This window comes from Nocardioides stalactiti (assembly GCF_014180715.1).
In the GTDB taxonomy this organism is placed as follows: Bacteria; Actinomycetota; Actinomycetes; order Propionibacteriales; family Nocardioidaceae; genus Nocardioides; species Nocardioides stalactiti.
Genome location: NZ_JACEFC010000017.1, coordinates 1 through 23,956 on the forward strand (window position 1 = coordinate 1; position 23,956 = coordinate 23,956).

Consider the following 23,956-nt stretch of genomic DNA (forward strand, 5'->3'; position numbering starts at 1 on the left):
TGCTGACCCCGCGCAACCCGTCGCCGCGCATCAGCCGATGCACAGTGCACCGGGCGATCCGATGCCCGCGCCGGTTCAGCTCGGCGTGCATCTTGCGGACCCCGTACACGCCGTAGTTGTCGACATGTACGCGACGGATCATCTCCAGGCGTTGCTGATCGGCGACTGCGCGTGGAGACGGTGGCCGGGTCTTGGCGGCGTAGTAGCTGCTCGGGGCGATCTGTATCCCGGCCCGGCGAAGGACCCGGCAGATCGGCTCGACCCCGAACCGGTCGCGGTGCTGATCGATGTAGTCGACCACCACCGCGCTACTCACTTCAGCTTGCGGTCGAGCTCCGCCGCGGCGAAAAACGCTGCGGACGTCCGCAAGATCTCATTCGCCCGACGAAGCTCACGGACCTCACGCTCCAACTCAGCGATGCGCTGGGCGTCCTCGCTGGTGACACCGGGACGGTGCCCCTGGTCGATCTCGGCCTGCTGGACCCAGTTGCGCAACGTCTCGGGATTGATCCCGAGCTGCTCACCGATCCGGCGCAGTGCACCGGACCTGGTCGCAGGGTCACGCCGCAGATCGACTGCCATCCGAATCGCTCGCTCCCGAAGCTCGTCGGGATACTTCCTCGGTGCTGCCATGACTCTCATCCTTCCGTGGAATGAGAGCCTCCATCAGACCGGCACGCGACATAGCGCGCCGTTGACGCTTGGCCCCGCGGATGCAGATGGCTCAGATTGGCCCTGAGAGCGGCCGGTGGAGGTCGAGCGCACTGTCACCCAACCTCGGCGTCTCGGCATGCTGGCACAATCCTGACGTGACGTCGCTTGCCCCGGATTTGGAGAGCTGGTTTCTCCACCACGACCTAGTCTTTAAGGTTCTTGGCGCTGAACGGGCCGCCCAACTGTCATTGCAGATGCCACATATGGACCAGGCCTTTGCGCGTGCAAGAACGCGAAATCTCTTAGAGGGCGCGCTCGCTCTTGCGTTTCAGGCGCTGGAAGTGCCGTCCCTTAACGAGCTACATCTCAAGGGAGAGTTGGCGGTTGGCAGGCTGATCTGGTTGGAGCAGAGTTTGCACTTCCGTGGGATCGAGGACGCCTACTACAAGTCGAAGCGAGATTCGCTCGACCATCGAGGACTGGTCTGGGGGAAGTTGGCAACCGATCCGACGCTGGAGTTCGAGGCTGAGGTAAACGCCTCCCGTGTTACGTCTGACACTGGCGCACATCTCATGTCACACACGCGGAAGGGCTTCATGCTCGCGTTCATCGACGATGCCGGGGAGGGGCGCATATCTCTTCGCGCCGTTGCCGTCGGGCAGCGGCTTTTTTCATACGGTAACCGAGTCATTTCGCAGGCCATTGGCGACGTGGCGCACGTTTGGCCGCAGCAAGTCGATCAATTCAAGGACGTCGACTTCTCTCGCGGAGCAGCGTCCGATTTGGACATGCTTCGGACGGTGCCCGAGGAGGCTGTGAAGAATTGGTTCGCTGAAATCGTCGGGCAGTCAGAGGTGCCAAAGGACTGGGGTGGGGAGCAGTACGATCTGTGGACGCGCTTCTTGTCAATCGACGGGGAACCGGTGCGGGCCGCAATAGCGTTTAAGGGTCCTGCAGCGTTCCGACCCATGCAGATCGCCGACCTCGGAAAGAATGGGGACCAGATTCAGCGTCTTGCAGAGAGTCCTGCGGATCTCCTAGTGGTCCAGCATTGCCACACCATCACGTCTCGGGTGGAACACATGCTCCGGACTTACGCCACCTCCCCGGCTCTGGTCCGCAAGTACATGCTGATTGACGGGTATGCGACAGCTGCGATCCTCAAGCACTTCGAGTACTTGCCTGTCGAGTAGGTCACCAGCGACGAACTGTGCGAACGGTCCTATCAGTTCGGTGGCTAGTCCTTCGCAGATCCACGCTTTCAGCGAGCTCGCTCGCGCCGGATAGAGGCAGGTATCACCGACTCGTGCAGCAGGCCGGGTCTCGTCCTCAGCGGTGTCTGCAACTGAGAGCGACGTAGGCTCCGATCATGGACGAAGAGGTTGCCGACACGACCAAGTTGCATGCCCAGACGCTTGAGGCGTGGAAGGCGGTGCAAGACCCTGCCTCGATTGAGTTTCAGCCCGTCACCGTCACTCAAATTGCCAACCGCGGTCCGTTCGAATCAGTTCGGCTGATTTCGGAGTACCTCCTTGCCACCCAAGGCGACGACTGGGTAGTCAAGCGCGACGGCGACACCGGCGAGCTATTCGTCCTTGCACCACAGCCCGCGGGCGAGTAGGCGACTGCCTTGTCGCAGGCCGGCGGTTTGACGCACGCATCGATATACGACCGGTGCTCTGGGTGCACCAAGGGCGCTCGAGGGAAACTAGGTGGTCGAGCCGCCGGAGATCGCGCGGATCTCGGACTCGCTCATGCTCGCAAGACGATCGATCGCTGCGGCGGTCTCTTCGACACCGCGGAACGCGACGGTTAGGTCGGTCGACCTCGGGATGCCGGGGCGTCGTTCGAGGTCCTCGGCGCGGAGTCCTGGAACGCACAGCTGCAACTCAGGGGGTGCGTAAATCTCGTAGTCGAAGATGATGGGCGTAGTGACCCAGGCTTGAAACTCGCGCATGGTCAGCCCGCTCGTTGCGGCGAACCTGCCGAGTTGTGGACGACCTTCGGGACGTACGGCGGGATGCCCGAATGCCCACGCAAAGTCAAGGTCTGCGGATGATCGACCGAGCGCGATCGGTGCACCAGCGATGGCATCAACGGTGTCCTCGTAGACCGCTCGCGCAAGGCTTGATGGCGGCACGACATAGTCCTCTTCGAGTTCGTCCACATCGCCGAAATTCGCGGTGTTCCCGTCGATTTCGCACAGTAGAAGATGGCGGGTGAGCAACCACTTACGCAGCGTCAGATTCAACCCTTCGTCCAGTGATCTGTCTCCGGCGAAGAACCACGCGGCCACATTGGGCATAGCTTGCTCAAGCTGGTTCATCCATCCGTTGTTGCAAGCAACACAGACAGACTTTCGCTTGAGGCCGTTTAGACGCACCGTCGAGTTCCTGCGATCCCCGCTGAACCGGGACACTTCGCCATTGTCGCGATCGATGCCGAAGGCCCTGGCCACGGGTCGGCTCAGGAGATGCTCAGCACTCCGCCTGATGTTGCTGCCACGCTCGGCAAAACAGAACATGCATGGCTTCGACTGGGACACGATCCTCATCGTGCCTGTCACCACCGACAACGGCTCATGAGGTCTGTGCCGAAAACGGTCGTCGGCAGCCGAGGTCCATGTCTGCTCGTTCGCGGGTGCGCGACGACCTTTGGGTCTCTTGGGTCCGCCGCGACTCAGCTACTCGGCATCGCGACCTTCGCGCGCTTGCCGGACCAGCCACTGGAGCTCGCGATGATCGGCGATCCTCTCGAATACTCCGCTGCCGGCTTCCGCCTCGCGCAACAGGTTCATCGCAAACAGCCAGTACAGCTGTTCCGCCAGAAGGTGCTCGCCCGCCGTCGCGTTCAGCCGGAAGCCGGCGCCGTGGTGGGCGAGGTCGTTGCGGGCGCGCACCACACTGGTGAGCCACTCGTCGAGGGTGCCGACGATGAGGCTCGCGAACGGCGGGCCAGCGTTCGCGACGCTTGCTCGAACGCGCTCCTTGAACGTCGCCTCGCCCTTCTGAACGGTGCGTCGAACTTCGTCGAACGACTCCAGAGCGGCACACGTGTTCGAGATGCGATCTTCGAGGTACATCGTGTCGGTGTACCTGGTGGCCATCACCCGTCGGAGCTCGGTCGGGTACGTGGCTGCGATTAAGAGCCATCGGGTGATCACGTCGGGGCCACCAAGTTGAGCGAGGTTGAAGTACATCTCGCGGCGCTCGACTGGTTCGGTGTCAATGCTGCGGTGAGACCAGCGCGAGTAGTAAGTGATGTCGTCTCGGAACTTGGGGATTGGTTGGCCTGCAAGATTGTGTCTGGCAAGGTTGGGGTGCTGAAGAACGACCTTCTCGATATCAGCGGTCTTTCCGGTGCCGATAGTTACGAGTGCCCGGATGTCGGTTGCGATGTCGGTGAACTTCTCGAGCCGACTCATCTCGTCGGCCGCGATCGCCAGGCGCCAAGAATGGTTGACGCCGCTGTGGATGTGCCGGTCGCCGGTCGGTTCAAGTTCGTTGAAGACGCGTATCTCGGTGTCCGCGAACCTTGCGCTGAAGGTGGGCGCTTGCCGGGCAGTGATCGTGACATACGGACCATCCGGATCCCCGTCCAGATGGGGATGCCTCGTGATGAGGCTGTCAGTATCAATCCACTCGGTGAGATGTCGCATATGAACAATTGCGCGGTCGGCTTCGACATCGTCGCTGTCGATATACCAGGCGCCGACAAGTACGCCGTTCGTCGCGACATGTTCGGGCGACTCCTCGAGCCCTGACAGGTCGATACCGTTGAGGCTGAAGGAATTCAATAGTGTGTACGCCTGTTGCCGCACCACGCCGTGGATGACAGAAAACTGATTCTGAAGCTTGGTCCGCCGCTCCCTGTACTTCTGGACCCGTCCACTGGCGAGGACGTTGTCCTTCAGGTTTAGTGGAATGAGTTCCCCGAGAAGATCGAGGTCGCCACCCTTCTCTGGGTCCCAGGTGAACCGGCCGGGAACCTTGTGGTCTTCATGATCTGGCAGCCACCAGTAACCGAGCGCGTCCAAGGACTGGTTATCGCCGTCGTTCGTGCTCCGGGGCGCCACTGGTCCCTCCTCGCTGCCGACTTGTCCCGGCCACTTTGCCACCGGCACGGTCTCTTCGCCCGCACTGTTGCTCTCCTCCTTTGCGCGCTACAGGCCGGCCACCGCTTCGGGGCGCGACCGACTTGACGGCATGGGATCCGTGCTCACGCTGATGCGCTCCCGCCGACCCGCTGCAATCTAGGCGGTTCGACGCGGCGGGTGCGTCAGAAGCCAGCGCCATCGCGGTGGTGTCGGAAGTGGTCGTGGTAGATCAGGTGGCCGGCCTTCACCGTCAGCGTCCCCAGGTCGTGCCCGTGGTGGTCGAGAACGCCGAGGTCGTCGGTGATGACGATCGCACCCTTGTCGAAAAGGACGTGGTGCGTGGGGCAGAGGCACAGCATGTTGTCGACGGTGTCGGGTCCGTGGTGCGGGGCGCCGAGTGGGCGAATGTGGGCGCCTTCGGCGTAGTTGCCGACGGGCAGGTCGAGGATCTGATCACAGATCTGACAGGCGTAGCCGTAGAGCTCCTTGACCCAGTGCGACACGGCGGTGTCACGCACCACGCGCACTTGGACGCCGGCATTGCGTGACGGCTTCTTCGCTCCCAGCGGCGGAGGTCCGGGCTTTCGACGCTTGGCTCCGTCCTTGACCAGAGCGCCTCCTGGTGCTCCGACTGCGGAACCCGGAGCGTCACCTGGAGCAAGGGAGTAGGGCTCTGCCTCGGACGGCGACAGCTTGACGAGCCGGTATCTGCAGATCCGGTATCCCTGGAGTCCGGTCTCGTACCAGTGCGATTCGACCCGATACAGGCCGTCGTACCTGAAGCCAGTCGCGGGGGAGTGGAGAGGGTCTCCGCCGCTACCCCGGATGACACGGACGGGGAGTCCATTTTCCTCGCTGAGGATCAGGCCAGCGTTTCCGTGCTGCGAGAAGCTCTGATGATCGATCTGAGTCTTCGTCTGCGTGTCGTTGCCGCCGGCGCCCGTGTAGATGATGACGTCGCCGTGGTCTTCATCATCCGCGTAGCCGCCGCTGACGACGATGCTGTTGGCGCCAACGTGGCCGTTCCCGCTGATGCCCTGCATCTGGACTTGGTGGACGCCAGCTCTCATCGCGGCGCCGCGGTCCGCGTAGGTGGTGCCGACAGGATTTCCCGGGATCTCTCCGAAGACGTACGTCGTCACCGCGGGATCCGACTGTCGACCGTCGAGGAGGGAGTTATCGAATGTGGCACGGACCTAGCTTGCGTGACCACGGGTGTCGACGTCAGGCGAACAGCACACGTCGTGGGACCCCGCTCAAGGTGATGCAGTGACGCGTGGGGCTGCTCCGCCGTGCGCGTGGTCGCGGTTAACGCCTTGGGGCCGTCACACCCGCCCCTCCCAGCTCGCGTGCGCGTGAATGAGAATTCGTCCGCGCCTCCTCGATCGCGATTGGCATCGGCCTGCAGTACGGCGTGCCGCTGGAGACCTACGTGTCGAAGTTCAGCAACCTGCGCTTCGAGCCCGCCGGCCTCACCGACGACCCGGACGTGCGGATGAGCCAGTCGATCATGGACTACATCTTCCGTCGCCTGGCGCTGGACTACCTCGACTTCGACGCCCGCTCGGCGCTGGGCATCTACTCCGCCGAGGAGCGCCAGCGCCACCTCGAGACCGGCTCGTATGAGCCATCGAGGAGACCGGCTCCGCCGCCGAGCTCATCGAGCAGCCCGTGGTCGTCCGCGGCACCGCCGCCCCGGCCGAGGCCGAGGTGGTCGAGGCCGAGGCCGAGATCGTCATCGGCGACAAGTCGCCCGCGGCCCCCTAGGTCCGGACGTCCGCCGAGCTTCTCGAGCAGATCACCGGCCACGCCGTCGACAGACCCCTCTGCATGACGTGCGGCACCAAGATGCGGCCTGCGTGCTCCTGCTACGTCTGCGAGGGCTGCGGCAGCACCAGCGGCTGCAGCTGAGCTGAGCTAGTACGGCGAAGGGCGGTCGCCCGAGAGGGTGGCCNCAGCGGCTGCAGCTGAGCTGAGCTAGTACGTCGAAGGGCGGTCGCCCGAGAGGGTGGCCGCCCTTCGACGTCCTGTTGATCTGCAGGTCCACGCGCAGCCCGTATGGGGCTATATGCTCTCAGGCGTAGCTGCTGGAGAGGGCACGACAACGGAGGCGCGTGCGTCGATCAAACTAGACGGTCCCGCAACTTCGGGTTGCGAGATACGACGATCTAGTCCCGACGAAACTCCAGCCGCTCGTAGTCCTCGACCGTGCCATCAGGGCGTGTGCGGCGCCCGCGCTCCGCGGCTTCGACCGTCTGGTTTCCCTGCGACTCGTACCGATTCAGGTCTCGCCCGACGCGCGCTGCGGCCTTGATGTCCTCGAAGAGAGGGCTTTCCTCCATGGTGACCTCCGTTAGCCGCTGATGAGTGGACGTGAGGAGAAGTTTCTGCTCCTGCACTGTGGGCAATACGCAGGAGGCCGCTTGGTATCGGCGTGGCTTGTCCACTCGTGCTTGCATTCGTGACAAGTGCATCGGTACCGAATCGTTGGCATGGCCGGACTCCTGGCGCGGTGAAATCTACGACACAGAATCTACGTTGGGCGTTGTTGAGCGACAAGACAAATTTGGCTCCTGTGAATGAGATGGACCCCAAGAAGCGGATCATTGACGAGAACCGAATCGGCACTGGATTTCGTTCCTATGCGTTCCCTTGGCCGGCGAGTGCTGGATGGGTCAATTTTTGGGCCGCGTTGTACGCGACCTCGAGCGGGGTGGGAGACGTACGTCTCGAAGTTCACCAACCTGCGCTTCGAGCCGGCTGTCTGACCGGCGACCCGGACGTCCCGATGTCGCAGTCGCTGATGGACTACGTCTCCCGTCGGCGGGCGCTGGACTACCTCGACTTCCAGGCCCGGTCCTCGCTGGGCATCTACTCCGCTGAAGAGCGCCAGCGCCACCTCGAGACCGGCTCGTACGAGCCGATGGAGGTGAGCGGGTCGGCCGCCGAGGTCATCGAGAGGCCCGCCGTGCGCTGCGCTGCGGGAGCCCCATGCTGCAGCCGAGGATTCGACTGAGAAACGGCCGCCGCAAATTTGGCGCAGCGTTTCTCGTCGCGGGCGCCCGGCTTCAGTAAAGATATGACCGTCATGCGGATCATCGACAACGTGAACGAGTTGCTGGGTGACGATCTCAAGAAGGAGATCGCGCCTGGTTCGAGGCTGCGCATTGCCGCGTCAACCTTCTCGATCTTCGCCTTCGAGGCGCTCCGCAAGGAGCTCGAGCCGGTCGGGGAGTTGGAGTTCATCTTCACCTCGCCCTCGTTCGTCACGGACAAGGTCACTGACAAGCTGCGCAAGGAACGGCGGGAGTTCTTTATCCCGACGGCAGGCAGCGGCGAGTCGAGCCTCTACGGCTCCGAGTTCGAGATTCGGCTGCGCAACAAGCTGACCCAGCGCGCGATCGCGAAGGAGTGCGCGGAGTGGGTCCGGCGCAAGGTCCGCTTTCGGTCGAACTCCACCGGCAACCCGATGCAACAGTTTGCCGTGGTCGATGACAAGGCTGCGTACATGCCGCTCCAGGGCTTCACGACTGCGGACCTCGGCTACGAACGGGGCAACGCGGTGTCGAACATGGTGCATCGAATCGACGACGCCCCGATGACGTCGCAGTACATCGCGCTGTTCGACCAGATCTGGAACAACCCAGCGCAGCTCGACGACGTGACCGAGGCGGTTGTCGAGCATATTGCCAGCGTGTACGCCGAGAACTCCCCAGCCCGGATCTACTTCCTGATCCTTTACAACCTCTTCGCTGAGTTCCTCGACGACATCAGCGAAGACGTGCTCCCGAACGACCGCACGGGCTACCAAGAGACCCTGGTGTGGAAGAGCCTCTACAACTTCCAGCGTGACGCCGCCACCGGCATCATCAACAAGCTCGAGACCTACAACGGCTGCATCCTCGCCGACAGCGTTGGCCTCGGTAAGACCTTCACCGCGCTGGCCGTCATCAAGTACTACGAGCTGCGCAACAAGTCCGTACTCGTGCTTGCTCCGAAAAAGCTGTCGGAGAACTGGACCAACTACAACGCCAACCTGACGACGAACATCTTCGCCAGCGACCGGTTCAACTACGACGTGCTGGCCCACACCGACCTCTCGCGTACTCGCGGGGAGTCGATGGGGCTCCGGCTGGACCGGATCAACTGGGGCAACTACGACCTGGTGGTCATCGACGAGTCGCACAACTTTCGCAACGCCGACTACGCGGAAGAGAAGGAGTCGCGGTACCAGCGCCTGATGCGCCAGGTGATCCGCGAAGGGGTCAAGACCAAGGTCCTGATGCTCTCGGCCACACCGGTCAACAACCGGTTCAACGACCTGAAGAACCAGCTCCAACTCGCGTACGAGGGAGAGTCGGAGAACCTCGCCCAGCACCTCAACCTCTCGACAACGGTCGAGAAGGTCTTCAGCGATGCGCAGCGTGTGTTCAACGACTGGTCGAAACTGCCACCCGAGGCCCGAACCACCGACCAGATCCTCAAGATGCTCGACTTCGACTTCTTCGAGCTTCTGGACTCGGTGACCATCGCCCGATCTCGGAAACACATCCAGGCCTTCTACGACACCACGGAGATCGGAGCGTTCCCCGAGCGGCTTCCACCCGTCTCGATCCGGGCACCGCTGACCGACCTGCCCGGTGTCGCGACGTTCAACGAAATTTTCGAACAGATCCAGGCACTAACGCTCGCGGTCTACACACCGCTCGCGTACGTTTTTCCGAGCAGGATCAGCAAGTACGAGGACCTCTACAACGTCAAGGGCGGTACCGCGCGGTCCAACCTCGGTCAGCTGGGCCGCGAGCAGGGGCTGAAGAAGCTCATGACGGTCAACCTGCTCAAGCGTCTGGAGAGTTCGGTCGAAGCGTTCAGGCTGACCGTCGGGAAGATCGAGGCCGCCGTCGACAAGACCATCGGGCGACTCGAGACTCGCCCAGGTGCCATGTCTGAACTCGATGTGGACTTCGCCAACCTGGATCTCGACGTCGACGACGATGACGACGCCAACGTCGAAGCCCTGTCTTTCGGCGAGAAGATCAAGATCGACCTGGAGGACATCGACGTCGAGTCTTGGCAACGCGACCTGTGGAACGACCGCGAGACCCTTCGCGAGTTGCTGGAGGAGATGGAGAAGGTCGCACCCGACCACGACGTCAAGCTCCAGCGACTCAAGAAGTTGATCGAGGACAAGGCCGCCAACCCCATCAACCCAGACAACCGCAAGGCGCTGATCTTTTCGGCCTTTGCCGACACGGCCAACTACCTGTTCCGCGAGCTCGCGCCCTCCTTCAGCAAGGCGGGCCTCGAGAGCGCGATCATCACCGGGGGAGCGCACGCAGCTAAAACGACCCTCGGTCCTGGCCACGACTTCCAGCAGGTCCTGACGCTGTTCTCGCCCCGCTCGAAGCAGCGCCACCTCACCATGCCGAAGGAGACCGCCGAACTCGACGTCCTCATCGGAACTGACGTCATCAGTGAAGGTCAGAACCTCCAGGACTGCGACTACCTGGTCAACTACGACATCCACTGGAACCCCGTCCGGATCATCCAGCGGTTCGGCCGCGTCGACCGCATCGGCTCGACCAACGCACAGATCCAACTCGTCAATTTCTGGCCTGACATCTCGCTCGACGAGTACATCAATCTCAAGGAGCGCGTCGAGAACCGCATGGTCATCGCGGACCTAGCGGCCGTGGGCGATGACAACATCCTCGACCCCGCAAGTGCTGACGCGGCCTACCGAAAGGAGCAGCTCCGCAAGCTCCAGGACGAGGTCATCGAGCTCGAAGACGTTCGCGCAGGCGTCTCCATCACAGATCTCGGCCTCAACGACTTCCGGATGGACCTGCTCGGGTACATCAGCGAGCACGGTGAACTCGACACCCTCCCGAAGGGCCTCCACGCTGTCGTCCCGTCCGACCGGGCCAAGGGACTCAAGCCGGGCGTCATCTTTGCCCTTCGCAATGTGGACGCTGACGAGAGCATCGACCGCGGCAACCGCCTCCACCCTCACTATCTCGTCTACCTGGACGAGGCCGGCAACGTGATTGCAGACCACACCGAGGTGAAGCACCTACTCGACGTGATCCGAGCCGGCTGCCGCCCGTACGACGAACCGGTCGGTGCGGTCACACGTGTCTTCAACGCCGCGACCGGCGAAGGCGCCGAGATGGGCAAGTACTCCGAACTTCTCACTGCTGCTATCCGCTCGATGATCGAGGTCACCGACGAACGCGACCTGGACAGCCTCTTCACCGACGGCCCAACCACAGCCCTCAGCCAGGCCATCGGAGGCGTCGAGGACTTCGAGCTGATCGCCTTTCTGGCCGTCGTTGATCCAGAGCAGGGGATCGCATGACGGCGCTTCTCTACCGGTGGCCGCAAGCGGCGGAAGTCGGACGGGTCGTTCCAAAGAGCAAGTTCTACGAACACGCCAGCCTCGGATCAACGGTCAAGGACCGCTTCGTCTCCGACGTACGACGCATCACGTGGGCCTATAAGCTTGCCGACTCCACTATCCATCTTCCAGGCAACGCTGAGGTCCCAGAGATCCAGGTCTTCGAGATTGCAGCCAAGGACGGCGACGTTGCGGAGGGCGTGGTCGCCGCGATCGACAAGGCGGTCCGAACGCCGATCATCTTCGAGATCAGCCAAGGGGATGGCGCGGGCGGAGCCGTCCGCATGGTCGCCGCTCACAAGCAGCTGGGCGCCGGTGCGCCGAAGCTCGGACCCTACTTCAGCACCGACTGGCAACCCGCGTCCGACGATCGAGCCCCGCTGCCGACAGCCATCGACCTGACGAGCATGTACACGGCACTGCTGCAGCCGCTGACGCCCGTCGCGTCGCGCGCTGGCGAGAATGTGTCGGACGTGGTCGGCAGACTCACGACGGTGCGGGCGCTCGAGCGCGAGATCGCCGCCTTGGAGCGGAAGCTCCGGAACGAACTGCAGCTCAATCGAAAGGTCGAGCTTCGCCGAACCTTGAAGACCAAGAAAGCCGCACTCGTAGATCTGACGAGTGCAACCGATGGCCCCGCCGTGGGCAACAGGAACTGAGGACCACCGTGGAGAAGCTTCGAATGACGTCACCGGACCTGAGCGCGGGCAACGTCGCCAAGATCGCCGAGTTGTTCCCGGGCGTCATCACCGAAACTGTCGACGCGGAAGGAAACGCGCTCAGTGCCGTGGACTTCGATCTGCTCCGCCAGGAACTGTCCGATCACGTAGTCGAGGGCCCGCAGGAGCGATACCAGCTCGACTGGCCCGGCAAGCGCGCTGCGGCGTTCGCGGCCAATGCTCCGATCGCAAAGACGCTCCGACCCATTCGGGACGAGTCGGTGGACTTCGACACGACGCAGAACCTGTTCATCGAGGGCGACAACCTCGATGCGCTGAAGCTGCTCCAGGAGTCGTACCTCGGCAAGATCAAACTCATCTACATTGACCCGCCGTACAACACTGGGAACGACTTCATCTACGAAGATGACTTCGCGGAGACGATCTCCGAGTACCTGGAGCGTTCGGGCCAGAGATCTGACTCTGGCGAGCGGCTCGTCGCGAATCCGGAGGCCAACGGCCGCTACCACTCGAGCTGGCTAAGCATGATGTACCCGCGCCTCAAGTTGGCGCGCAACCTGCTTGCCGACGATGGCGTGCTTATTGCTGCGATCGACGATCACGAACACGGGAATCTTCGAGAGCTGCTCGACCTGGTGTTCGGCGGCGACAATTTCCTTGCGAACGTCGTGTGGCAAGGCGGTAGCAAGAACGACGCTCGTTTCACGTCGCAAGGCCTCGACTACATGCTCATCTATGCGCGGAATGTCGCTGGCCTGGTTGAGGCTGATGTGCGATGGACGGAGCCTAAGAAGGGCCACGCTCAGGTGATGGAAATTGCGCGAGAGGTCTGGGACGCATCCGGCCACGATTCTGCCAAGGCCACGCCGGCGTTTCGGAAGAGGCTCAGAGAAATGCGTGCTGACCTTGAACCAGCCGTATTTCGATACGACCAGATTGATGAGACGGGCCGACCCTTCCGTACAGACAATCTGGCGAAGCCATCTGCCACTGGTACGTCTCGATACGACCTCGCTCATCCGGTTACGGGGCTGCCAGTCAAGATGCCGAGGGAGGGATGGCGGTTTAGCCCTGCCACGATGGCCGATCGTATCGCCCAGGGTCGCGTGATCTTCGGGCCTGATCACACCAGCACGCCCGCGCTGAAACGGTATCTCGAGGAGATGGATACCCAGGCCATCAAGCCGGTGTTTACGCAGGAGCGGGCTAGCGCGGCATACGCACTAAAGAAGTTGTTGGACTCCGACGCCTTTCCCTACACCAAGGACGTGGGGGTTCTGGCCAGGTGGATCGACGCCGTAACGCAGGGCGACCGCGAGGCCGTCGTTCTGGATTTCTTTGCGGGGTCCGGATCGACTGGGCACGCCGTCATGAGCCTCAACGCAGCGGACGGCGGGCGCCGCCGATTCATCTTGGTTCAGCTGGACGAGGCCGTTAATCATGCTGGCTACAGCACCATCGCTGATATCGCTCGCGAGCGTCTTCGCCGCGCCGGTGCGCAGCTCAAGGCCGACGCCGGCCTCCTGGGTCAGGAGTTCGACACCGGGTTCAGGTCGCTCCGGGTTGACACGACAAACATGGCCGACGTGTTGCGGACTCCAGACGACACGGACCAACAGGCGCTTTCCGGCCTCGAAGACAGCGTGAAGCCCGGGCGCACCGGCGAAGATTTACTGTTCCAGGTCCTGCTCGACTGGGGGCTTGATCTCGCCGTCCCGATCGAGGTCGACCAGACCGAGGGGAGAACCGTGTTCGTGGTCGATGAGGGTGCACTGGTGGCCTGCTTCGACGATGACGTCACCCCAGAACTTGTTCGCGCGCTCGCCAAGCAGGAGCCCCTCCGCGCCGTATTCCGCGACTCTGGGTTTGCCTCAGACGACGCGCGGATCAACGCCGACCAGGCTTTCAAGGAGCTCTCGCCGGCGACCGACGTGAAGGCCATCTGACCTGATGAAGCTCCAGTTCAAGATCCAGCAGTACCAAACCGAAGCAGTCGACTCGGTCGTCGAGGTATTCGCCGGGCAGGCACGTCGAACTGGCGTCTCCTACCGCATCGACCCGGGCAAGGTGAAGCCCAGCGCGGCGCCGGCCCTGTTCGAGACCAGCACGGCGCCCGACTCAGGACTTCGTAACGCCGAGATCGAACTTTCGGCGGCCCAGCTGCTCGCCAACCTTCATAAAGTGCAGAAGTCCCGCAACCTGCCGTTGGCGCCGAAAATCGTTGACAGCAAGGCCGCGCCAGGTGCACCCAACCTCGACGTCGAGATGGAGACCGGGACGGGCAAGACCTACGTCTACATCAAGACGATCATGGAGCTGAACAAGCGCTACGGCTGGTCGAAGTTCATCATCGTCGTGCCGTCCGTGGCGATCCGCGAGGGTGTGAAGAAGTCGTTCGACGTGACGGCCGAGCACTTCCAGCAGACCTACGGGACAAAGCCCCGGTCGTTCATCTACAACTCGTCGCAGCTACACGAGATCGAGCGGTTCAGTTCTGACGCCGGCGTGCAGGTCATGATCATCAACATCCAGGCCTTCAACGCCACAGGCAAGGACAACCGGCGCATCTACGACGTCTTGGACGACTTCCAGTCCCGCAAGCCGATCGACGTGATCAGCGCCAACCGGCCGATCGTCATCATCGACGAGCCCCAGAAAATCGGGGCCCCTAAGTCGCTGGAGGCACTGTCGAGATTCAACGCACTGATGGTGCTGCGCTACTCGGCCACCCACAAGGTCGAGCACACCAAGGTGCACCGGCTCGACGCACTCGACGCGTACAACCAGAAGCTCGTGAAGAAAATCGCCGTCCGTGGCATCACGGTGAAGGGCCTGGCAGGTTCGACGGCGTACCTCTACCTCGATGCCATCGAAGTCAAGAAGGGCCAGCCGCCCACGGCCCGAGTGGAACTCGAAGTCCAGACCAAGGGCGGCCCGATCAAACGGCAGCTCAAGCGCGTCACCGTGGGAACGCGGCTGCATGACCTTGCAAACGGCATTGAGGCGTACAAGGACCTTGTCGTCACCGACGTCAGTGCGATCGACGACACCATCACGCTGAGCAACGGCGACGTGGTCGTCGCTGGGCAGCTGTCGGACCGCGACGTCACCGAAGAGACCAAGCGACGCATCCAGATCCGCGAGGTCATCCGCGCGCACATCGACAAGGAACGGGAACTCTTCAGCCAGGACATCAAGGTCCTCTCACTCTTCTTCATCGACGAGGTCGCCAAGTATCGGGACTACGACCGTGAGGACACGCTGGGCGATTACGCCCGACTGTTCGAGGAGGAGTACGCCGCACTCGTCGAGGAAGTGCTCGGGGAGCTGGAGCTCGATGGCGCAACAGCGGCCTACAAGAAGTACCTCGACCGGGACAAGCCACGCGAGGTGCACCAGGGCTACTTCTCGATCGACAAAAAGAGCAAGCGCCTCGTCGACGGCGACGTTCACAAGACTGGCGACGAGAAGGGACAGTCCAAGGATGTCGCGGCGTACGACCTGATCCTGAAGAACAAGGAGCGCCTGCTCTCGTTCGACGAGCCGGTGCGGTTCCTGTTCTCGCACTCGGCCCTCCGCGAAGGATGGGACAACCCCAACGTCTTCGTCATGGGCATGCTCAAGAAGAGCGACAACAGCATCTCTCGACGGCAGGAGATTGGACGTGGGCTGCGGCTGGCCGTCGACCAGCACGGCGAGCGCATGGACAACCCGGTCACGGTTCACGACATCAACGAACTGACGGTTGTGACCGACGAGTCCTACACCGACTTCGTGGCCGGACTTCAGAAGGAGATTGCCGAGTCGCTGGCGGCACGGCCACGGAAGGCCAGCGTCAAGTTCTTCGCCGGCAAGACGATCCACACCGCTAACGGCGAGTCGGTCGTCGAGGAAGCTCTCGCCCAGGCGCTCTACAAGTACCTGGTCAAGAACGATTACATCAACGATGACGACACGGTCTCCAACGCCTACATCGCGGCCAAGGAGAACGGGACCCTCGCCGCGCCGACGTTCGATGTCCTGAAACCCGTGATTGACTTCGTCTGGCCGTTGGTCGACGCGCTATACATCGATCTGCCCGTTCCTCCAGACGCTCGAAAGCCGAAGAAGATCCCGCTCAACGAGGCGAACTTCAAGAAGAAGGAGTTCCAGGAGCTCTGGAACCGGATCAACCACAAGGCCGTCTACCAGGTCGAGTTCGACTCTGCCGAGTTGATTGGCAAGTGCGTGGCATCTCTCGACACCCACTTGAACGTCGCCGCCATGCAGTACGTCATTCAGGCCGGCCAGCAGCGAGAGTCGCTAGACGCTGACGACCTGGCCAGCGGCGCGGGATTCGACCTCTCCAAGACGTCAACGCAGACCGAGACTGTGTCCGCGGGGTCTCAGGTGCAGTACGACCTGCTAGGGGAGATCACTGAGAAGACCCAGCTCACCCGGCGCACCGCCGCTGCGATTCTTGGCCGGATCAACCCGAACACCTTCGCCAAGTTCCGCCTCAACCCGGAGCAGTTCATCACCGAAGCCGCACGCCTGATCAACGAGCAAAAGGCCACGGTCATCGTTGAGCACCTCGCGTACGACGCGCTCGAGGACCGTTTCGACACCGCCATCTTCACGGAGAACCAGAGCGCCCAGGATTTCGCGAAGGTCGGCGAGAAGCTCAAGAAGCATGTGTACGACTACGTCGTCACGGACTCGAAAGTCGAGCGGGATTTCGTCACGGAACTGGACACGAGCACGGAAGTCGAGGTGTATGCCAAATTGCCCCGCGGGTTCTTCATCCCGACCCCGGTCGGGAACTACAACCCGGACTGGGCGATCGCGTTCACGGAGGGTTCGGTCAAGCACGTGTACTTCGTCGCCGAGACGAAGGGCTCCCTCTCCACCCTGCAGCTGAAGGGCGTCGAGGACGCCAAGATCGAATGCGCCCGTAAGTTCTTCGCAGACGTCAACAAGAAGTTTGAGGGCCAGGTGAAGTACGACGTTGCCGACAACTACTCGAAGTTGATGGAACTGGTCGTGGGATGACGATGTCACGGAACTACACCAAGCTCACGATCAAGCTCCTGTTCGGGCAAGCCCGGGGGTGTGCCTACCCCGAATGCGAAACCCCTTTGATCTACGAGGGCCGCGGTCGGGAGACGGTCGTTGCCAAGATCGAGCACATTCGTTCGGAATCGCCTGGCGGGCCGCGCCACGACCCGGCATTCGCCGGCGACCTGAATGGCCCCGAGAACCTGCTCCTGCTGTGCGGCGTGCACCACAAACCTGCGGACCGCCACGACGCCATCTATTCGGTTGAGGAACTCAAGTCCTGGAAGGAAGCGCAGCGATCAGCGTCAGGACAGGGCGTTGATCTCTCAGACGCTGAGGCTGCCCGCTTCATTCAGCTCGCCGCCAACGAGCGCGCAGCCATCGAGACTCTCGCCCGGATTGGGTTCCGCCTTGAGCAAGCAGCCGCCGCGGCGGTCGACTCCCTGGGGGCGATCGACGACGAGTACCAACGGGCCCGCGAGGCGGGCTTCGCGGCGCTCGGCCCCATGTATGAAATCGACGACGAGGGAAACCGAGGAGCCCGGGTCCAGAGCAGCTTCAATCTCCCACATGCGCAGATCAGGGGGTTCCAGAAGCGGTACGCGGCCGAGGTGCAGCGACATAGGGGCGGCGCGGGGGAACTTGCGGCGCTCCTCGGTGAAGAAGTTGCAGTGATTCGAATGATGGACCCACAACTTGGTTCCCTTGCTGCCGCCGCTGTGCCGTCGGCGTCCGGAATGGTGGAACATCTCGACGCGCCAGACATCCTGGCGGAGTATCTCGGGAACTTCCGGGCAGCGCTGCAGGAGCTGTATGGCGCTGCTCGCGAGAGGTTCTAGGGCTGTGGCGAAGTTTGACGATCCTCGGCTTTCGGCGCTCAACGCCGAGGCGGGTTTCCAAGACGCTGGCATGCGGCATGCGCTGACCAGTGCACTCGAGAACGGCGAGGTCGCACGCGCCTCCTACAACGTCGGTGCTCATGTCTGGGTGGCTGCGGTGCTCACGGACCGAGCGCTGATCCTCGTCAAGGGAGCCGTGCGAGCCAAGGTCATGCGTGTCCCCCTGCCCCTCGAGATCGTCCGCGGGCCCGCGGGACCGAAGAAGGGGGCTCGGGTGCGCACCCCACTCGGGGTGAAGACGCTCTGGGGTTCCAACCTCGACGCCGACATGGCGGCCCTCCTGGCTGGGCAGGCCGGAGCGATCGCTGAACCTGTGGTGCGCCCTGTATCGGTTCTCAACAAGGTCCCGGGGGATGCGCCTCAGCTCGTCGAGACGCTGGGTGAGCACGATGCGGTCGCGCCCACGATCGAGGAGAGGAAGGTGCCTGTTCGCCTCACTCGGCGCGAGCGGTCCGAAGCCCGGCGGCGCGCTGGAAAGAAGCCCCGAAGGCCCCGTCTGCAGAAGGCTTGGGGAGCGTGGGTCGGGTTCGCGCCACCTTCGACGATTTGGGACATCTCGTACAACTGCGTGATGTGCGGGCGGGCGTTATCTAACCCCAACAGTCAGAGGCATCGGGTGGGAACGGACTGCATCAAGCGCTGGGGGTCCCAGGCGCGCAAGATTCGCAACCCGGCCCTTACCGCCTGGGAGGATCGGAAGGCGCGCGCAGGAATTGAACGTATCGGCCGTCAGGTCGAGTTCGACGCCGCATACGCGCGTCAACGAGCCGAGCACGAGGCGGCGCTGACCGCCTGGCGCGAGGTTCGAGCCGGACGCGTCTAGAACGATGAGACTTGACCGGCGAGCCCCAACTTCACGACTTCGGACCTGCCAACTCCCGCTACCTTGGCCAGCTCTCGGCGGCGGCAGCAATATCGCCGAACCGACGTCACGGCGCCGACAGGAGAGCTGACTCGTGTTCCTCATCGACGGTGCGTTGCATTGGAGCGCGTCTGATCTCACCGCCGCGGCACAATGCGAGTACGCCGTCCTCCGAACGCTTGACTACAAGCTTGGATGGGCCGACCCGGTAAAGATCAAGGAAGACGCCCTCCAGACGCACATCGCCTCACTCGGGGATCGACACGAGGAGCGGCTTCTCGAGCAGTACAAGATGGGCGGCCAAGTGTCGGTTCTCAACCACGTCGAGCCGCCTTACACGACTGCGAAGCTGGAGTTCGCGGCCGCGGCCACCGTCAATGCGTTCCAAGGCGACGTCGATGTCGTCCACCAGGCGGCATTCTTTGATGGAGAGTTCTTCGGCTACGCCGACTTCGTCGAGCGGGCAGATGACGGTTGGTTGGTCTGCGACGCGAAGCTTGCGCGCCAAGCAAAGCCCACGGCGTTGCTGCAGATCGGCGCCTATGCCGAGCAGTTGCGGCAGCTGGGGCTTCCCTTGTCAGCGACCGTCTCGTTGCTGCTGGGCAGTGGCGAGCGCGCCGACTTCCAGGTCGCCGACGTGGTGCCGGTCTTCATGGAGCGACGGGAGCGACTGCGCCAGATCCTCGCCTCGCATCGCAACGGTGGCCAAGCAACCAGCTGGGGCTCGGGCAGCGTGATCGCTTGTGGCAGTTGTGCGGAGTGCAACTACGCCGCCGAACAGAGCAACGACCTGGTCCTGGTGGCTGGCCTTCGCATGGATCAACGTCGGAAACTGCGGGCCGCTGACCTGGTGACGATGGGCGATCTCGCGGCCGCGACATCAAAGCCTTTCGGGATGGCACAGGCGACCTTTGACAAGTTGCGGGCACAAGCAACCCTCCAGTGGAATCAGGTGCAGGCAGGGGACGGTGCCCCGGTTGTATTCGAGCTGACGGGCTCCGCGCCTGAGACGCTGTCGAGGTTGCCTGGGCCGTCGGTCGGAGATCTGTTCTTCGATTTCGAGGGCGACCCGCTGTACGACGAAGGCGATCCGACGCGCGTAGGTCTCGAGTACCTCTGGGGCACCATCACGACCGACGAGACCTACCTTCCGTTGTGGGCGCACGACTCAGCTCAGGAGCGCGATGCATTCGTCACGTTCATGGAGCAGGTCGCGCAGCGACGCGTCGAGTTCCCCGACATGCACATCTACCACTACGCGCCGTACGAGACCTCTGCGCTCAAGCGCCTCGCTATGCGGTACCAGACCAAGGAGAAGGAGCTCGACGATCTGCTTCGCTCGGAAGTGTTCGTCGACCTGTACGCGACGGTGCGCGGAGCCGTCCGCGTCTCAGCGCCGTCGTACAGCATCAAGAAGCTGGAGCCCCTCTACATGGGAGACCAGCTTCGGTCTGACGATGACGACGCCGTTGGCGACGGAGGCGCCTCCGTCGTGGCATACCACGAGTACCGCGCCACGCGCACCGAAGACCCGGAGGGGGCTAAGGGGCGCCTGGAGGCACTCGCTGACTACAACCAGTACGACTGCCTCTCGACGTTGCGCCTGCGCGACTGGCTGTTGGAGCGGGCAGAAGACGCCGGCGTTCGCCACCTCATCCAGCCGCGCATCAAGGTCGTTGAGGGCGAGGAGCTCTCTGAACACGATCCAATCTTCGTCAGTCTGATGGAACGGTCCGGGCCGGAACTGCGTGCCAATCGCAATGCGGAGGAGCAGGCCTTCGCCATGTTGGCGAACGCTCTGGACTACTACCGGCGTGAGCGTAAGCAGTACTGGTGGGAGCACTTCGAGCGGCTCTCGCACCCGATCCATGACTGGTCCGACACCCGGAACGTGTTCACCGTCGAGTCAGCTGAAGTCGTCGAGGACTGGGCAGTGCCTGGAGGGCGAGCAATCAACGCTCGGCGGCTCACTCGTTTGACCGGAGATTGGGCGCTAGGCAGCACGAGCACTTCGGATGTCCAGGTGGTGTACCGGACGCCCGCGCCTCCAGGATCGTTCGGGCCCGACTCAGGGGCGTACGGCGCCGCTGGCTGCGCCGGTATTGAGGCTGACGACGAGGACCCGCGGATGATCTCGGTCTGGGAGAGTCGCAAGCTTGCCGACACCTTTGGGGACCTCCCGGTCGCACTGGTTCCCGGCACGCCGCCCAACACCGTGAAGCTCGAAGCGGCCATCAGAGAAGTCGGGGTGCACGCCGCTTCTGCGCCCTCGCTCCCGACGAGTGCAGTTCTCGACATCCTCGCCCGCCGTACGCCGCGTCTCGTCGGCGCTGGACCGCTTCCGGTCGACGGGTCGCCGCTTGAGAACGTCGTCGCTGCCCTTATTGGCATGAACGACTCGTACGTCGCCATCCAAGGGCCACCCGGAACCGGCAAGACCTACACCGGGTCGCGGGTGATTAAGGAGCTGGTGGAGCAGCACGGCTGGCGAATCGGAGTGGTGGCGCAGTCGCACGCCGTTGTCGAAAACATGCTCGCCGGCATCGTGAAAGCAGGGCTCGATCCAACCTCGGTCGGGAAGGGAAAGACCAAGAGTGACAACCCATCGTGGATGCCATTGACCAACGTGGCTGCGTTTCTCGACGAGCACGCCGCGGCTGGTTGCGTCGTTGGTGGCACGGCCTGGGACTTCGCCAACGACAACAGAGTCGCACCAGGCAGCCTTGACCTGTTGGTCATCGACGAGGCCGGCCAGTTCTCCCTCGCTCAGACGATCGCCGCCTCCGTCGCCGCTTCCCGGATCCTTCTCCTCGGAGACCCCCAGCAGCTGCCCCAGGTCAGCCAGGGCACCCACGCCGAGCCGGTCGATGAATCCGCTCTGGGTTGGCTCATGGAGGAACACCCGACCATCCCGGCGGACCGCGGCTACTTCCTGGCCGAGTCGTATCGGATGCATCCCGACCTCTGCAACCGCGTCTCGGTTCTCTCCTACGAAGGCCGGCTCAATGCAGCGCCCGCCGCATCCGAGCGATCGCTCGACGGCATCCCCTCCGGCCTCCATGTCGTCAATGTCGATCACTCGGGCAACCGCACCGAATCATTTGAGGAGGCCGCGGAGATAGTGGCGCTGGTGCGCGCCAGTATCGGTGCCCAGTGGTCTGACCCCGACGATCCTTCGACCCCGCGTCCGCTCACCGCCTCCGACTTCCTGGTCGTCGCCCCCTACAACGCCCAGGTTGCAGTCATCCACGACGCGCTCGCGAGGGCTGGTCTGGGTGCTGTGCGGGTGGGAACCGTCGACAAGTTTCAAGGTCAGGAGGCGCCCATCGCGATTGTCTCGATGACAGCGTCCTCGCACGGTGATGTTCCTCGCGGGATGGGCTTCCTGCTCAACCGCAACAGAGTCAATGTCGCCATCTCACGTGCTCAATGGCGAGCGATTCTTGTTCGCTCTGAAACTCTCACGGCCTTCATGCCGAGCAGTGCCCACGGTGTGCTCGAACTGGGCGCGTTCATCGGGTTGTGTGGCACCCCCGCGCTGGGGTCGCCGCCGGCCGTCAGTTCGGATCTGTGTGATTAGGTAGTTCGTTGCGTCGGGCGTTCTGACTAAGGTTCTGACCTATGGGGGAAACGTACGGTCGTCGCACGACGACATTCCTTGGTCGATCCTGGGCCAGTGGATCTTCCATCCCGACTTCCGTCCACGACCTGTCGTCGTACCCACCATCGCTTCCCGGAGCGGCAAGTGCCCTTTGACAACACGCTGCCCCCAGTAGGGGATTGGCCCATCGACGCGATTCGCGGGCATTTGGCTCGCTGGCAGCCTAGGTTCACCGACGTCGACCTCGACACGATCGAGGCCGAGATGGCTCGCCTTGGCATCACCCGAATCCAGGCGAGGAGCGGGAGTGATGTGCGGCTCCGCAATGCCTACAACCGACCAGATCAGAACCTCATGACGGTGACGAGAAGCGCGGTCGAATACCCAGACGGCGCCGAGCCGTCCGCCGACGGCAGCCCGGAGCCTTACGACTGGCAAGGGCACCGCCGGTGGAGGTTGTATCTGTCGCCTGCAAGGGGCAGGGGCGCGTCCAACTACTCCAAGCCAGTCGTCTCGACAGCCGTGGCCATCACTCCAGAGACAGGTCCAACTGTGCAACTCCTGCGCCTTCTTCAGTCGGCTAAGAACGTAGTCCTTGAGGGGGTGCCGGGAACGGGCAAGACGTTCGCAATCCAGGACCTCGCCAGGATGTGGCCGGCGGCAACGGGGAGGGAGCTCGTGCCGTTCGGAGAGGCCCCCTATCTCGCGACGGTGATGCACCCGTCGACCTCGTACGAGGATTTCATCGAGGGGATGCGCCCCACCTTGCCGGAGTACATCGAGGGGACCACCTGGTACTTCGACCAGTCCGCTGCTGGATCGGGTGAGTTCAAGATCGATGACGGCTTCTTCCTGCGGGCCTGCCAGGTTGCCGTCCGAGATCCAGATCGTGATGTCCTGGTCCTGCTTGACGAACTGAATCGCTGCAACATCCCGAGCGTGCTGGGCGACCTCCTCCTGACGCTTGAGGCTTCGCGGAGGGCCGAGTTTGTGGGCGACGATCCGGCAGCTGCGACTGCTGAACATTGGAGTACCCAGGTCGAGGTGACCCTTCCGTACTCGCGACGAAGGTTCTTCGTTCCCGACAACCTCTACGTGTTGGCGACCACCAACACCACCGATAGGTCGGTCGCGCCGATCGATGCGGCAGTCCGTCGGAGGTTCCATTTCGTACGACTGGAGCCTGACTTCGACGGCCCACGGTCAAGAGCCGCCGATAGGTTGGCCGGTCCGGCGCGGCATCTCCAAGAAGCGTCAATCGAGAGGCTCGCGCACCTGAACGAGCACGTGCTCATGCCCTGTGTCGGGCCAGACGCGATGCTGGGCCAGTCCTATCTCTACTCACTCGAGTCTCGACTCGAAGCGACAGATTCGAATGAGGCCGCGGTTCGCAGTGCGGTAGCCGAGGTCTGGCGCTATCAGTTGCTCCCTCAATTGATCGACGGTCTACGTTCGTTTGGGGCTGAGGACCTGCTTGAACTGAGTAGCCGTGCAGAGTGGCTGGCTGATCACGTGGACGCGACCGTTTCGACACAGGCGGCTGCCGCGCTCGACGAGTTCGCCGCCTTCCTGAGCGAGATTGGGCTAGCTGTCCAAGTCGGCGGCACCGGGCTTGCCCGTGGTGCCCGGGTCGTCGACGCCGACGCGGTCTCACCGCAGCCGGAGATCGAAAACGACCTCACCGGTGACGCTGATGAGGCCCTTGCTGGCGAAACAAGCGAGTTCTGAGG

At 62.9% G+C, this 23,956-nt stretch carries 16 protein-coding genes, 1 pseudogene and 1 other annotated feature; of the genes and pseudogenes, 12 read left to right on the forward strand and 5 right to left on the reverse strand.

The genetic code is table 11. The features are described from left to right. On the reverse strand, positions 1-301 hold a 301-nt coding region (locus H0487_RS24200; protein ID WP_183093191.1), incomplete at its 3' end, for an IS3 family transposase. After that, positions 212-355, reverse strand: a sequence feature (AL1L pseudoknot). Its footprint overlaps the gene before it by 90 nt. Beyond that, entirely contained in the window at positions 313-633 is a 321-nt protein-coding gene (locus tag H0487_RS05330) for a transposase (RefSeq protein ID WP_183093192.1), read from the reverse strand. It overlaps the preceding feature by 43 nt. 176 nt (positions 634-809) lie before the next feature. On the opposite strand from H0487_RS05330, the gene H0487_RS05335 reads away from it, so the two are divergent. After that, positions 810-1,847, forward strand: a complete 1,038-nt coding sequence (locus H0487_RS05335; RefSeq protein WP_183093193.1) for a hypothetical protein — start codon at positions 810-812, stop codon at positions 1,845-1,847. A 176-nt stretch (positions 1,848-2,023) separates the two neighbouring features. Continuing rightward, positions 2,024-2,275, forward strand: coding sequence for a hypothetical protein (locus H0487_RS05340; protein WP_183093194.1), 252 nt, complete (start codon positions 2,024-2,026; stop codon positions 2,273-2,275). A gap of 87 nt (positions 2,276-2,362) precedes the next feature. Here the strand turns inward: H0487_RS05340 and H0487_RS05345 are convergent, their stop codons facing one another. The 3 genes from H0487_RS05345 to H0487_RS24205 all read right to left on the reverse strand — a co-directional run bounded on the left by H0487_RS05345 (position 2,363) and on the right by H0487_RS24205 (position 5,892). After that, positions 2,363-3,199: a hypothetical protein gene (locus H0487_RS05345; RefSeq protein ID WP_183093195.1), complete on the reverse strand. Its 837-nt coding sequence runs from the start codon at positions 3,197-3,199 to the stop codon at positions 2,363-2,365. A gap of 138 nt (positions 3,200-3,337) precedes the next feature. Next, a complete protein-coding gene (locus H0487_RS05350; RefSeq protein ID WP_183093196.1) occupies positions 3,338-4,729 on the reverse strand; it encodes an ApeA N-terminal domain 1-containing protein in 1,392 nt (463 codons plus the stop codon). Between the two features lie 203 nt (positions 4,730-4,932). Next, positions 4,933-5,892, reverse strand: coding sequence for a YDG/SRA domain-containing protein (locus H0487_RS24205; RefSeq protein WP_220793108.1), 960 nt, complete (start codon positions 5,890-5,892; stop codon positions 4,933-4,935). Between the two features lie 233 nt (positions 5,893-6,125). On the opposite strand from H0487_RS24205, the pseudogene H0487_RS22865 reads away from it, so the two are divergent. The 10 genes and pseudogenes from H0487_RS22865 to H0487_RS05400 form a co-directional block, all read left to right on the forward strand. Next, positions 6,126-6,661 (forward strand): annotated as a pseudogene (locus H0487_RS22865) (TSCPD domain-containing protein); the annotation flags it as partial. 877 nt (positions 6,662-7,538) lie between these two features. After that, positions 7,539-7,766, forward strand: coding sequence for a hypothetical protein (locus tag H0487_RS24450; protein ID WP_376766666.1), 228 nt, complete (start codon positions 7,539-7,541; stop codon positions 7,764-7,766). Between the two features lie 63 nt (positions 7,767-7,829). After that, entirely contained in the window at positions 7,830-11,108 is a 3,279-nt protein-coding gene (locus H0487_RS05365; protein ID WP_246382998.1) for a helicase-related protein, read from the forward strand. Next, positions 11,105-11,806 carry a DUF4391 domain-containing protein gene (locus H0487_RS05370; RefSeq protein WP_183093197.1) on the forward strand — a complete coding sequence of 234 codons (702 nt, stop codon included), beginning with the start codon at positions 11,105-11,107 and terminating at the stop codon, positions 11,804-11,806. The genes H0487_RS05365 and H0487_RS05370 overlap by 4 nt, the downstream gene beginning before the upstream one ends. A 23-nt stretch (positions 11,807-11,829) precedes the next feature. After that, complete coding sequence (locus H0487_RS05375; protein WP_183093198.1) at positions 11,830-13,773, forward strand: site-specific DNA-methyltransferase; 1,944 nt, start codon at positions 11,830-11,832, stop codon at positions 13,771-13,773. A gap of 4 nt (positions 13,774-13,777) precedes the next feature. Continuing rightward, positions 13,778-16,858: a type III restriction-modification system endonuclease gene (locus tag H0487_RS05380; protein WP_183093199.1), complete on the forward strand. Its 3,081-nt coding sequence runs from the start codon at positions 13,778-13,780 to the stop codon at positions 16,856-16,858. Positions 16,859-16,860: 2 nt separating this feature from the next. Continuing rightward, positions 16,861-17,703 (forward strand): hypothetical protein, encoded by an 843-nt coding sequence (locus tag H0487_RS05385; RefSeq protein ID WP_183093200.1) that lies wholly within the window; start codon positions 16,861-16,863, stop codon positions 17,701-17,703. A 4-nt stretch (positions 17,704-17,707) separates the two neighbouring features. Then, on the forward strand, positions 17,708-18,586 hold the full coding sequence (locus H0487_RS05390) for a hypothetical protein (protein ID WP_183093201.1): 879 nt from the start codon (positions 17,708-17,710) through the stop codon (positions 18,584-18,586). A gap of 133 nt (positions 18,587-18,719) precedes the next feature. Beyond that, a complete protein-coding gene (locus tag H0487_RS05395) occupies positions 18,720-22,205 on the forward strand; it encodes a TM0106 family RecB-like putative nuclease (protein ID WP_183093202.1) in 3,486 nt (1,161 codons plus the stop codon). A gap of 165 nt (positions 22,206-22,370) precedes the next feature. Continuing rightward, the gene (locus tag H0487_RS05400) at positions 22,371-23,954 is read left to right on the forward strand and encodes an McrB family protein (RefSeq protein WP_183093203.1); all 1,584 of its coding nucleotides are present in this window, start codon (positions 22,371-22,373) and stop codon (positions 23,952-23,954) included. Positions 23,955-23,956 lie beyond the last annotated feature (2 nt).

Excerpts from the sequence above, each read along its gene's own strand:
- H0487_RS05330 (WP_183093192.1), bottom strand. The coding sequence starts at position 633 with ATGGCAGCACCGAGGAAGTATCCCGACGAGCTTCGGGAGCGAGCGATT.
- H0487_RS05340 (WP_183093194.1), top strand. The coding sequence starts at position 2,024 with ATGGACGAAGAGGTTGCCGACACGACCAAGTTGCATGCCCAGACGCTT.
- H0487_RS24450 (WP_376766666.1), top strand. The coding sequence starts at position 7,539 with ATGTCGCAGTCGCTGATGGACTACGTCTCCCGTCGGCGGGCGCTGGAC.
- H0487_RS05365 (WP_246382998.1), top strand. The coding sequence starts at position 7,830 with ATGACCGTCATGCGGATCATCGACAACGTGAACGAGTTGCTGGGTGAC.
- H0487_RS05370 (WP_183093197.1), top strand. The coding sequence starts at position 11,105 with ATGACGGCGCTTCTCTACCGGTGGCCGCAAGCGGCGGAAGTCGGACGG.
- H0487_RS05375 (WP_183093198.1), top strand. The coding sequence starts at position 11,830 with ATGACGTCACCGGACCTGAGCGCGGGCAACGTCGCCAAGATCGCCGAG.
- H0487_RS05380 (WP_183093199.1), top strand. The coding sequence starts at position 13,778 with ATGAAGCTCCAGTTCAAGATCCAGCAGTACCAAACCGAAGCAGTCGAC.
- H0487_RS05385 (WP_183093200.1), top strand. The coding sequence starts at position 16,861 with ATGTCACGGAACTACACCAAGCTCACGATCAAGCTCCTGTTCGGGCAA.